The sequence below is a fragment of the Streptomyces sp. NPDC002018 genome (assembly GCF_042890865.1).
Lineage (GTDB): Bacteria > Actinomycetota > Actinomycetes > Streptomycetales > Streptomycetaceae > Streptomyces.
Genome location: NZ_JBIASO010000006.1, coordinates 21,932 through 33,504, shown reverse-complemented (window position 1 = coordinate 33,504; position 11,573 = coordinate 21,932). Strand labels below are relative to the sequence as shown.

Annotated in this window: 13 protein-coding genes; 7 read left to right on the top strand and 6 right to left on the bottom strand. The window is 71.7% G+C overall.

The window, feature by feature from the left end:
- Positions 1–17 precede the first annotated feature (17 nt).
- From ACFYYH_RS11455 to ACFYYH_RS11440, 4 genes are all read left to right on the top strand, one after another.
- On the top strand, positions 18–422 hold the full coding sequence (locus ACFYYH_RS11455) for a cytidine deaminase (protein ID WP_388549668.1): 405 nt from the start codon (positions 18–20) through the stop codon (positions 420–422).
- 195 nt (positions 423–617) lie between these two features.
- Positions 618–1,895 carry a thymidine phosphorylase gene (locus ACFYYH_RS11450; protein ID WP_388548988.1) on the top strand — a complete coding sequence of 426 codons (1,278 nt, stop codon included), beginning with the start codon at positions 618–620 and terminating at the stop codon, positions 1,893–1,895.
- A gap of 121 nt (positions 1,896–2,016) precedes the next feature.
- On the top strand, positions 2,017–2,610 hold the full coding sequence (locus ACFYYH_RS11445) for a Uma2 family endonuclease (protein WP_388548985.1): 594 nt from the start codon (positions 2,017–2,019) through the stop codon (positions 2,608–2,610).
- Between the two features lie 144 nt (positions 2,611–2,754).
- On the top strand, positions 2,755–3,108 hold the full coding sequence (locus ACFYYH_RS11440) for an STAS domain-containing protein (protein ID WP_388548983.1): 354 nt from the start codon (positions 2,755–2,757) through the stop codon (positions 3,106–3,108).
- A gap of 28 nt (positions 3,109–3,136) precedes the next feature.
- On the opposite strand, the gene ACFYYH_RS11435 is transcribed toward ACFYYH_RS11440, so the two are convergent.
- From ACFYYH_RS11435 to ACFYYH_RS11425, 3 genes are all read right to left on the bottom strand, one after another.
- Complete coding sequence (locus tag ACFYYH_RS11435) at positions 3,137–4,120, bottom strand: sigma-70 family RNA polymerase sigma factor (RefSeq protein WP_388548980.1); 984 nt, start codon at positions 4,118–4,120, stop codon at positions 3,137–3,139.
- A 66-nt stretch (positions 4,121–4,186) separates the two neighbouring features.
- Positions 4,187–4,882, bottom strand: a complete 696-nt coding sequence (locus tag ACFYYH_RS11430) for a L,D-transpeptidase family protein (RefSeq protein WP_388548977.1) — start codon at positions 4,880–4,882, stop codon at positions 4,187–4,189.
- A 103-nt stretch (positions 4,883–4,985) separates the two neighbouring features.
- Positions 4,986–6,404 carry an MFS transporter gene (locus tag ACFYYH_RS11425; RefSeq protein ID WP_388548976.1) on the bottom strand — a complete coding sequence of 473 codons (1,419 nt, stop codon included), beginning with the start codon at positions 6,402–6,404 and terminating at the stop codon, positions 4,986–4,988.
- Positions 6,405–6,466: 62 nt separating this feature from the next.
- Between ACFYYH_RS11425 and ACFYYH_RS11420 the strand changes: the two genes are divergently transcribed.
- On the top strand, positions 6,467–7,540 hold the full coding sequence (locus tag ACFYYH_RS11420; protein WP_388548973.1) for a LysR family transcriptional regulator: 1,074 nt from the start codon (positions 6,467–6,469) through the stop codon (positions 7,538–7,540).
- 220 nt (positions 7,541–7,760) lie between these two features.
- Here the strand turns inward: ACFYYH_RS11420 and ACFYYH_RS11415 are convergent, their stop codons facing one another.
- Positions 7,761–8,579 carry an alpha/beta hydrolase gene (locus tag ACFYYH_RS11415; protein WP_388548970.1) on the bottom strand — a complete coding sequence of 273 codons (819 nt, stop codon included), beginning with the start codon at positions 8,577–8,579 and terminating at the stop codon, positions 7,761–7,763.
- A 102-nt stretch (positions 8,580–8,681) separates the two neighbouring features.
- Between ACFYYH_RS11415 and ACFYYH_RS11410 the strand changes: the two genes are divergently transcribed.
- Positions 8,682–9,797 carry an adenosine deaminase gene (locus ACFYYH_RS11410; protein WP_388548967.1) on the top strand — a complete coding sequence of 372 codons (1,116 nt, stop codon included), beginning with the start codon at positions 8,682–8,684 and terminating at the stop codon, positions 9,795–9,797.
- Between the two features lie 195 nt (positions 9,798–9,992).
- On the top strand, positions 9,993–10,439 hold the full coding sequence (locus ACFYYH_RS11405) for an ATP-binding protein (protein ID WP_388548965.1): 447 nt from the start codon (positions 9,993–9,995) through the stop codon (positions 10,437–10,439).
- 186 nt (positions 10,440–10,625) lie between these two features.
- Here ACFYYH_RS11405 and ACFYYH_RS11400 read toward each other — a convergent pair whose 3' ends face one another.
- Both ACFYYH_RS11400 and ACFYYH_RS11395 read right to left on the bottom strand, forming a co-directional pair.
- Positions 10,626–10,826 (bottom strand): PspC domain-containing protein, encoded by a 201-nt coding sequence (locus ACFYYH_RS11400; RefSeq protein ID WP_388548963.1) that lies wholly within the window; start codon positions 10,824–10,826, stop codon positions 10,626–10,628.
- A gap of 91 nt (positions 10,827–10,917) precedes the next feature.
- Entirely contained in the window at positions 10,918–11,493 is a 576-nt protein-coding gene (locus ACFYYH_RS11395) for a VanZ family protein (protein ID WP_388548960.1), read from the bottom strand.
- Positions 11,494–11,573: the final 80 nt, after the last annotated feature.

The window sequence follows — 11,573 nt, the reverse complement described above, 5'->3', positions numbered from 1 at the left end:
CGGCCGGCGCGGACGCTGTGGGCGGCGCGGGCGGCGCGGGTGTCGACTGGGTGAAGCTGCGGACCGCGGCGCGAGAGGCGATGGCCCACGCGTATGTGCCGTACTCGCACTATCCGGTCGGAGCCGCCGCGTTGGCCGACGACGGCCGGACGGTCACGGGCTGCAATGTCGAGAACGCCTCGTACGGCCTCGGCCTGTGCGCCGAATGCGGTCTGGTCTCCGCCCTCCAGCTCGGCGGGGGCGGCCGGCTCACCCACTTCACCTGTGTCGACGGCACGGGTGAGGTGCTGGTGCCGTGCGGACGGTGCCGGCAACTGCTGTACGAGTTCGGCGGCCCGGAACTGATCCTGGAGACCCCGGACGGGATCCGCACCCTCGACGAGATGCTTCCGCAGGCCTTCGGCCCGGGGCACCTCCACTGAGCTCGGCCCCGGCACCGCCGCGATCCGGCGGGTCGGGGCCGTATGTAACCGGACGGAACGACCGCGCGGAGCCGCACGACCGCACGACCGCACGAAGGGGTATGCCTCCGTACGAGGACACGCGTACGCAGGCATGCCCCGCACCGGTCCCGCGCATAGATGTGCACGCACGTGTACGCAGGTGAAAGGAACGCCATGGACGTCATCTCCGTCATCCGCGCCAAGCGGGACCGGGGCGAACTGAGCCCGGAGCAGATCGACTGGGTGATCGACGCCTATACGCGCGGCGAGGTCGCCGACGAGCAGATGTCCGCGCTGGCGATGGCGATCCTGCTGAACGGCATGAACCGCGCCGAGATCGCCCGCTGGACCGCCGCCATGATCGCCTCCGGCGAGCGCATGGACTTCTCGGCGCTGTCGCGCCCCACGGCCGACAAGCACTCCACGGGCGGAGTGGGCGACAAGATCACGCTCCCGCTGGCGCCCCTGGTGGCCGCCTGCGGCGCCGCCGTACCGCAGCTCAGCGGCCGGGGCCTCGGCCACACCGGCGGCACCCTCGACAAGCTGGAGTCCATCCCCGGCTGGCGGGCCCTGCTCTCCAACACCGAGATGCTGGACGTCCTGGAGAGCACCGGCGCGGTCATCTGCGCGGCGGGCGACGGACTCGCCCCCGCCGACAGGAAGCTCTACGCGCTGCGCGATGTCACCGGCACCGTCGAGGCCATTCCGCTGATCGCCTCCTCGATCATGTCCAAGAAGATCGCGGAGGGCACGGGCTCGCTCGTCCTGGACGTCAAGGTCGGCTCCGGCGCCTTCATGAAGACGATCGAGGACGCCCGCGAACTGGCCGCGACCATGGTGGGCCTGGGCACCGACCACGGTGTGCGGACCGTCGCCCTGCTCACTGACATGTCGACCCCGCTCGGCCTCACCGCGGGCAACGCCCTGGAGGTACGGGAGTCGGTCGAGGTGCTCGCGGGCGGCGGCCCCGCCGATGTCGTCGAGCTGACCCTCGCCCTGGCGCGCGAGATGCTCGACGCGGCCGGACTCAAGGACGCCGATCCGGCGAAGGCGCTCGCCGACGGCTCGGCGATGGATGTCTGGCGCCGGATGATCGCGGCCCAGGGCGGCGACCCGGACGCGGCGCTGCCGGTCGCCCGTGAGCAGCAGCTGATCACCGCCCCCTCGTCGGGCGTCCTCACCCGGCTCGACGCGTACGGCGTCGGCGTCGCCGCCTGGCGGCTGGGCGCGGGCCGCGCCCGCAAGGAGGACCCGGTCCAGGCGGGCGCGGGCGTGGAACTGCACGCCAGGCCGGGCGACGAGGTCACGGCGGGCCAGCCCCTGCTGACCCTGCACACGGACACCCCGGAGAAGTTCGGCTACGCGCTGGACGCGCTGGAGGGCACCTACGACATCGCACCCCCCGGCACCTCCTACCAGGCGGCCCCCGTCGTACTGGAACGCATCGCCTGACCTGCCCCGACGCCCGACCGCGGCCGATGTCAACGACCCATTCGGGTGAACGGGACCGGTGGACCCCCACCGGTCCCGTCGGTCATGCTGGGATCGGTGACGTACCGATTGGAGACCGCCAATGAGCGCACTCACTGTCGACCACACAACGGCCAGTGGCCACGAGTGGGACGACCTGGTCCGTATCTGGCAGGAGACGGACGCACCCGAGGGCTGCACGGTGGAGATCATCGAGGGGATCGTCACCGTGGCACCGCCGCCGTCCAACGCCCACAACGACATTGCCGACACGGTCCAGCGTCTGCTGTACACGGTGATCCCCCATGAATGGGGGATCTACCAGACGCTCGGGGCCGCATTCCCTACCCGTCATGGCCTTTATATTCCTGACCTGGCTGTCGCGCCCAAGGCGGTGGTGCGGAGCGAACCCGGCAACTTCATCCCCGCCGCCGCGGCGGAGCTGGTCGTCGAGATCACCTCGAAGTCCACCGCGAGCCACGACCGCATCACCAAGGCCGCGAGCTACGCCCAGGCGGGTATCCCGCTCTATCTGCTCATCGACGGCTGGGCCCCGGGCGGCCCCACGGTCACCCTCTACGGGGAGCCCACGGGTGAGGTCTACCGAGTGCATCAGGCGGTGAAGTTCGGCGAGGACATCACGCTGCCCGAGCCTTTCGGGCTGACCGTCGAGACGGCCGCTTTCCCGGTCGACTGACCTCGGAACGGCCGTGCGTCACCGGGCGGTGCGCGGCTTCCCGTACGGGACCGGCCACCGGCCGCGCGTGACCGCCCGCACGGGACCGCCCGTACAGGAACAGGGTTCGCCGGGAACAGGGTTCCGCGATGAGTTACGGCCGGGGTGCCGGTCTCAGTGGGTGTGGACACCACAGAACCGATCGTTCTCACCATCGCGGGCCGGCTCGCCCCGGCCGATGTGCCCCGGCTCTGCGCGGAGCTGATCGCGCGGCTGCACGGCACGGGGGCGGCCGAGGTGATCGGTGACGTCGGCGGGCTCGGCCCGCCGAATCTGGTCGCCGTCGAGGCGATCGCGCGGCTTCAGCTCACCGCCCGGCGCCGCGGCTGCCGGCTGCGGCTGCGGGGCGTCGGCGGTGAACTGCGGCTGCTGCTGGAGCTGATGGGCCTGTCAGGCCTCGCGGACACCGCCCAGGACGCGCCGGACGCGGCGGCCGGGGAGCAGGGCGAACGCCCCTGACCTCGCCGCTCAGGTCACTTCCCTCAAGTCACTCCTCGCCCAGCCGTGGGGGCAGATCGAACAGCGGGAACCAGCGGGCCGTGTCCAGGAAGTTGTTGATCCCCGTGATCCGGCCGTCCTCGATCTCGATGACCTGGAGCGACCAGGGCGTATGGCCGTCGCCGTCCTCGGCCGGGTGGTAGTGGGCGAAGGCTGGGGTGCCGTTGGCCACCGTCGGGATCAGCCGGGAGCCACGGCAGGCGGAGCCCACCCCCAGCATCCAGCCCACGATGTCCTCGTGGCCCTGGAGCCACAGGTCGTACGGAGGCATGGAGAACGTGGCGTCGTCGCGGAGCAGCGCGGTCAGCGCCTTCATGTCATAGCCCTCGAAGGCCGCGACATACCGCTCCAGCAGTTCCTTCTGCCCGGCGTCGAGCGGATCCGTCGTGTCGGTCGCGGCGGGCGCCGACTCGGCGAGGGTGGCACGGGCCCGCTGGAGCGCGCTGTTGACGGAGGCGACCGTGGTGTCCAGCAGCTCGGCGACCTCGCTCGCCTTCCACGCCAGGACCTCACGCAGGATCAGCACGGCCCGCTGTTTCGGCGGCAGGTGCTGGAGCGCGGCGACGAACGCCAGCCGGATCGTCTCCCGCGACACCGCCATGTCCGCCGGGTCCGCCACGGACGGCAGCACCCGCCCGTCCGGCACCGGCTCCAGCCAGGTGGTCTCCGGGCGGGCGGCGAGCCGCGCCTCGGCCACCGGCGTCGCGGCCGTGAGATCCATCGGCCGCGCCCTGCGGTTCCCCGCTTTGAGCATGTCCAGGCAGACATTGGTCGCGATGCGGTAGAGCCACGACCGCAGCGAGGAGCGGCCCTCGAAGGTGTCGAAGCCGCGCCAGGCCCGCACCAGCGTGTCCTGCACGGCGTCCTCGGCCTCGAAGGCCGAGCCCAGCATCCGGTAGCAGTAACCGGTCAGCTCCGTGCGGTGCTTCTCCAGCCGGGAATCGATATCCCGGGCCGACACCGGATCACTCATAGGTCACCCCAGTCGCCCCCTTGGAACCAGTCCCCCGGAAGCTACCGCACGGCACTGACAACGGGCTCAGGTTCCCGGCTTCCGCCCGTAGACGTAGACGTCGTCCCCGTTCTTCAGCAGGGACCAGTACTTCACGGCGTTGGTCTTGGTCATGTTCACGCAGCCGTGCGAACCGGGCGGGTTCCACACGCTGAGGCCCACCGAGTGGAAGGCCTGGCCGCCGTCGAAGAACTGGCTGTACGGCATGGGCACGTCGTAGATGGAGGAGACGTGGTTCTTGTTCCGCCAGTAGATCTTCTTCAGCCCGGTCCGGGTCTCGTAGCCGTCGCGCCCGGTACGCACCGGCACCGGCCCGTACACCAGCTTCTTGCCGTCCTGGATCCAGCTCAGTTGCCGGGTGAGGTCGACACAGGCGATACGGCCCTTGTTGGTCGGGCACTTGCCGGCCTTGTTGGGTGTCCTGCCCGCGGCCTTCTGCTTGTTCATCAGATCCATCACGCCCCAGGTGACGGGCCCGGCGTAGCCGATGGTGGGGGTGATGCCGTGCTTCGACTGGAAGGCGCGGGTCGCCTTGCAGTCGGCGGCGGACTGCTTGCCGTCCACCGGCCGGCCGAGGAACTTCTCGACCTGCTTCTGGTACGGGCCCTTGCTGGTCGTACAGGAAGCCGCCTGCGCGGGCGCGGCGCCCAGCGCCACGGTCAGCGGGACCACCAGCGCGGCGATCCCCGCCGCCACGGCCCCGTTACGGCGTATCTGTCCCATCTCTCCCGTCCCCCCTTCGGTCCACGTCACTCGTGTGGCGTACTCGGGGTGGTAGACGGGTGACGGGCGCGCGGAGTTGCACGGCCCGGACGGGAGATTTCCCTCAGCGGCGGGAGGTTTCGGCGCCGGCGGCGCCGGCCACCACGCCGGTGGCGTTCGCACCCGCGGCGGTGGTGCTCGCGCCCGTGGCAGCGGTGGTCGCGGCGGCCGTGGTGGCGGTCGCGGCCGTCAGTCGGCGCTCGGCCCGTGCGCACCGCGTCCCGTACAGCGTGATCGAGACGACCCCGAGCACCGCCGCGAGACCCAGCGCCACCGTCGCCGTCCAGCCGCCCGCGTGGAACGCGACCGCGCCCAGGGTGCCGCCGGCGCTGCTGCCCAGGTAGTACGCCGACTGGTAGAGCGCCGAGGCCTGCGCGCGCCCCGTCTTCGCCGTACGGCTCACCGAGGACGAGGCGACCGCGTGCCCCGCGAAGAAGCCCGCCGTGATCAGCACCAGACCGAGCAGCACCGCCGTCAGGGTGTCCGTCAGCGAGAGCAGCAGACCCGCCGCCGTCGTTCCCACGGCCAGATAGAGCGCGCCGCGCCTGCCCAGCCGCGCGACCAGCCGTCCGGCCGCCGCCGAGGAGACCGTACCGACCAGATAGACCAGGAAGACCGAGCCGACGATGCCCTGGGGCAGACGGAAAGGCGCCTCCACCAGCCGGTAGCCGATCACGGTGTAGACCGCGCCGAACACCGTCATGAAGAGCGCGCCGATCGCGTACAGCCGGCGCAGCAGCGGATCGGCGAGATGCCCGCCGACGGTCCTCGCGAGCGACCGCGCGCTCAGCGGCCGCGGGGTGAAGTGCCGTGCCCTGGGCAGCAGTACGCGGAAGACCACCGCGCACACCACCGCCAGCAGCCCGACCACGCCGAGCGCCGCCCGCCAGCCCCAGAGCTGGGCGGCCCAGCCCGCGACGATACGGCCGCTCATCCCGCCGACGCTGTTGCCCGCGACGAACAGACCGATCGCGGCGACCAGCGCCTTCGGCCGCACCTCCTCGGCGAGGAACGCCATCGCCGACGCCGGCAGTCCGGCCAGCGCCGCGCCCTGCACGGCGCGCAGCGCCACCAGCCACTCCAGGCTTGGCGCGAACGGCACCAGCAGCCCGACCCCGACGGCGACCGCCAGTGAGACGGTCATCAGCGTGCGCCTGCCGAACCGTTCGGACAGCGCGCTCAGCGGCAGCACGAACAGCGCCAGCGCGCCCGTGGCCGCCGAGACTGTCCAGCTCGCCTGGCTCGCCGTCACACCGAGGCCGGTGGAGATGGCGGGCAGCAGGGCCTGGGTGGAGTAGAGGAGGGCGAAGGTCGCGACCCCGGCGGCGAAGAGCGCGAGGCTCATCCGGCGGTAGCCGGGACGGCCGGGGGAGAGATGCGAGGAAGCGGTGGCGGCGTGAGCGGTGGACGGCGCGGAGAGGGTGGTGGACGGCGCGGAGGAGGCGCCCACGGTGGTGGGCGCCCCGGTACTGACGGAAGGCATGTCTCGAACGTAGGCTCCCCGGCTTCATGCGTCCAATGCATGGAACGGGGATAATCGTTCCCATGACGCATGAGCAGAGGTCACGCAAGCCCGTGTCATGGAACAGTTACGAAGAAGACATGGCGGCGGCAGGAGCGCTCGGGGCGCAAGGCGCGCAAAGCACGCAAGGTGTGGAAGTCGCGAAAGGCGCAAAAGGGGCGAATGGCGGGGCAGGCGCGGCCGATCTGGACCCCGAGTCCTGGCCGGCGGTCCTCGCGCCGCGCCTCGCGTACTTCGCCGGGGTGGCCCGGCACGAGCATGTGACCCGCGCCGCGCAGGACATGGGCGTCCCGCAGTCCACGCTCTCGCGGGCGATGGTCCGGCTCGAACAGGACCTGGACATCGCACTGTTCGCCCGAAGGGGCCGTACGGTCTCGCTCACCCCGGCGGGCCGGACCTTCCTCGCCTCCGTCGAGCGGGCCCTCGCGGAGGTGGAGCGCGCGGCCGAGTCCGTACGGGCCGACGCGGACCCGGCGTCCGGCAAGGTGGCCTTCGGCTTTCTGCACACCATGGGGTCCGAGACCGTACCGGCACTGATCAGGGCCTTCCGCGCCGACCATCCCCGGGTGCGGTTCCAGCTCGTCCAGAACTACGGCGAGGCGATGATGGAGCGTCTGCGCGCGGGGGAGCTGGACCTCTGTCTCACCTCGCCGGTGCCCGACGCCCCGGATCTGGTCGCCCGCAGACTCGACGAACAGCGGCTGCGGCTGGTCGTCCCCGACGACCACCGGCTCGCCGGACGGCGCCGTGTCCGGCTCGCCGAGGCCGCGGACGAGACGTTCGTCACCCTGGAGCCGGGGTACGGGCTGCGCCGTATCACCGACGACCTCTGCGCGGAGGCGGGCTTCCGGCCGCGCGTCGCCTTCGAGGGCGAGGAGGCGGAGACGCTGCGCGGGCTGGTCGCGGCGGGCCTGGGGGTCGCCCTGCTGCCCCCGCCGGCGGTGGCCCGCCCCGGGGTGGTCGAGCTGACGGTCACGGCGCCGCGCGCGGTGCGCGAGATCGGCGTCGCCTGGCTGGACGGCCACCCCGACACCCCGCCGGTGGCGGCCTTCAAACGCTTCCTGCTCTCGCGCCGGGGCCAACTGCTCCCGGACTGACCGGGACGAGGCACACGACCGCACCCCTCGTCGGCCTTGTCGCCCCCGGCCCCGCAGGCCCGTCGGTCCCGTAAGCCCTCCGGCCCCGCAGGCCCGTCGGCCGGTCCCGCAGGCCCGTCGGTCCCGACGCCCCGGCCCCGCAAGCCAGCCGGCCCCGGCGCCCCGGCCCGGCCCCGCAAGCCAGTCGGCCCCGGCGCGCCCCGGTCCCGTCAGCCCGCCGCTACGGTCGTAACGATCTGCCGTAGCCCGCCGCCAGGGGCATGCGCAGTCCCAGCGGCGGCGGTGCCGCCAGGGCGTCCGCGACCGGGCGGGAGTACGCGCGGGGGAGCAGCGAGCCCAGCACGAAGTCCGTGGCCAGCGCGAGGACTTCCTCCTGGTACTGGCGCAGCGCGTGCCCGTCGGAGTGCACCTCGAACCGGCAGATGTCGCGGTTGATCTTCTTGACCCGCTCGGCCAGCCGGTACGAGAGCTCCGGATCGCTGCGCTCGTCATTGGTGCCGTGCATGATCAGCACATGACGGTCCGTGAGCTGGCGCACCGGCTCCGGCTCGACCGCCCTGTCCTGCTCCGGCAGCCAAGGGGCCATCGCCAAAACGGAGTTGACCGCCGAGTGCCCCGCCGCCTGGAGCGCGGCCCGGCCGCCCATCCCGTGTCCGGCCAGACACACCGGTACATCGCCGTACCGCCGTACGACCTCCTCCGCCGCCCACTCGGCGTCCGCCGCGAGCTGCGCCTGCGTGCCGTTCCAGCCGCGCCCGCGGTAGTGCACCACATGCACGGCCAGTCCCTCGGCCGCCCCCGGCCTGGCCAACGCCCGTGCCAGCGGCAGCATCCGGGCGTACGCGACGGGGGAGGGACGGCGGTCGGAGACCGGCTCACCCGACGGAAGCACCAGGATCACGCCCCCCGTGGCCGTCCCCTCGGGGAGCGCGGTGAACGCCCGCCCCAACCGTGCCCGTGGCTCCGCGCGACGCGCGCGCGCCGAACCGTCCCGGCCTGCCGTACGTCCCCCCGGCCCGGGAACTGCGCTCTGTCCCATAGCAGAACAGTCTCAGAAGGACGGGTGTACTCCACCCGTCCGCCGGGTCACTGTTACATATCGACAGGGCGGATCTACGCGCGTAGGCGTTAGAGTGCGGAAATGACGAGCCAGACCTACCGGCCACCCACCGCCGACCAGATCCACCGCGCCCCCAAGGTCCTTCTCCACGACCACCTGGACGGCGGACTGCGTCCCGGCACGATCCTCGACCTCGCCCGTGAGGCCGGCTACGAGAACCTGCCCGAGCGCGAGTCCGACAAACTCGGGGTCTGGTTCCGTGAGGCCGCCGACTCCGGTTCGCTGGAGCGCTATCTGGAGACCTTCGCCCACACCTGCGCCGTCATGCAGACCCGTGACGCGCTCTTCCGTGTCGCCGCCGAGTGCGCCGAGGACCTCGCCGAGGACGGAGTCGTCTACGCGGAGGTGCGGTACGCGCCCGAGCAGCACCTGGAGGGCGGGCTCACCCTCGAAGAGGTCGTCGAGACCGTCAACGCGGGCTTCCGCGAGGGCGAGCGGCGCGCCCACGCGAACGGCCACCGCATCAGGGTCGGCGCCCTGCTCACCGCGATGCGGCACGCGGCCCGCGCGCTGGAGATCGCCGAACTCGCCAACCGTTACCGGGACTCGGGCGTGGTCGGCTTCGACATCGCGGGCGCGGAGGCCGGCTTCCCGCCCACCCGTCACCTCGACGCCTTCGAGTATCTGAAGCGCGAGAACAACCACTTCACCATCCACGCGGGCGAGGCCTTCGGACTGCCGTCGATCTGGCAGGCCCTCCAGTGGTGCGGCGCCGACCGGCTGGGCCACGGGGTGCGCATCATCGACGACATCGAGGTCGCCGAGGACGGCACGGTCACGCTGGGCCGGCTCGCCGCGTACGTACGGGACAAGCGCATCCCGCTGGAGCTGTGCCCCAGCTCCAACCTCCAGACGGGTGCGGCGGCCTCGTACGGCGAACACCCGATCGGGCTGCTCCGCAGACTGCACTTCCGGGCCACGGTCAACACCGACAACCGGCTGATGAGCGGGACGAGCATGAGCCGGGAGTTCGAGCTGCTGGTGGACACCTTCGACTACACGCTCGACGACATGCAGTGGTTCACGGTCAATGCGATGAAATCAGCATTCATTCCTTTCGATGAACGACTCGCGATGATCAATGACGTCATCAAGCCCGGATATGCCGAGCTGAAATCCGAATGGCTGTTCAAGTAGAAGGCTCTGACCTGCGCATATCCAATCCGGGCGGGATGGGTGTCCTGCGGGGGAGCGGTCGGGAACACGTCCTGCGGACCGTTTCCCGGTGTTTGCGGGAGATATGGGTGACTGGCTAACTTGCAGAGCCGCTCGCATTCCCACTTCTCATGTCCCCTCCCCCGAAACTCCCCCTCCCCAAGGACGAAATCCCAGATGAAGCAGTCCGCCGTCAAGACTCTCGGTGTCGCCGCGCTCGGTGCCGCCTTCGCCGCTGCCGCCGCGGGCACCGCCTCTGCCGCGCCCGTGCCCACGGCCGCCGGCGCCCTCGCCGGAGCCGGCGCGGTCTCCGCCCTGGACACCGTCGGCACCGCCGCCAAGGAACTGCCGGTCGAGGAGACCGCCGCGCAGCTTCCCGCGCCCGCCTCCGACGTCGTCGGCGGCAGCCGCATCGCGCTCGACACCCTGCGGCTGGTCGCGCCGCACATCTTCGGCACCGCCGCTCCCGCCAAGACCGCCGCTCCGGCCAAGACCGCCACGGCCGCCAAGACCCCCAGCGCCCTCGGCACCGTCGCCCCGGTCAACGGACTGCTCGGCGGACTGCCGGTGAACGGCCTGGCCAAGGGTGGGATTCCGGTCAACGGGATTCCGCTCGGCGGCTGATCCGGCCGACCGTCCGGGACCGTGGATCCAGCACCACGGTCCGGGGCAACAGCGGTGGGGCGCACACCCGGCTCAGGGTGTGCGCCCCACTGTGCGTGCGGCCCCACTGCGCCTGTACCGGCACGCGCCGACCGGTACGCGATGGACCGGCACACGGTGTTCCGGTGGACGCGGGCGTACGGATCGCTACCAGGCGGTCGTGGCGGTCTTCTCTTTCGGCAGGAGCGCCCACAGCGCCAGATAGAGCAGGAACTGGGGCCCCGGCAGCAGGCACGAGACCAGGAAGATCGCACGAACCGTGTTCGCGGAGGTGTGGAAGCGCCGTGCCAGCGCCGCGCACACTCCGCCGATCACGCGTCCGTCACGGGGGCGGATCAATGCGGCCATGGTGGGCTCCTTCGAGACCGTCGTGGGAGCCTCTTCTCCGGTGCTCCCGTTGTCTCCATGGTGCGGGCGGAGCCGGGTCACGGGCGTCGCTCTACGGAGCGATGCCGACCCTGGGAATCGTCGGGGTCGTGCCCTGAGGGACCTCGTCCCGATGGAGGGTCCCCGTCTCCTCCCCGGGCCGGGGTACGCGGCGGACCGTACAGTGCCGGTCTCCCCGCCGCAGCCGTGCCCGCCCCGCGGGCACCAGCAGCAGATGGGCCAGGGCCACACCGGCCGTGTTGAGCAGCAGTGAGTCCACGTCGACCACCCGGCCGGGAACCCCGGTCTGGAGCAGCTCGATGCCCAGCGAGACCAGCGCCCCGGCCGTGACCGTACGGGCCATGGAGGCCCAGCCGGAGACGGCGACCTTGCCGCCCGCCATCGGCAGCAGCACCCCGAGCGGGGCCAGCAGGAGCAGTCCCTCCGCGATCCGGCGCGCGCCCACGAGGGGCCCCAGCGCCAGATCCGCCTTGATACCCGCGAAGGGCGTCAGATTCGCCGCGTTCACCCAGGGGACGTCCAGCGGGCGGAGCGTCAGCCACCCCACCAGCGTGAGATGCAGGAGGAGGAGTACGAGCCCCGCCGTACGGAAGCGGATGACGGCAGAGCCGCCCGGACCTTGACGCACATATCCAGGGACGCGCGGCCCGACGGAATCGGTTCCGCCGCTCCCGCGGGAACGCCGCCATGAGACGGGCATCACCACGG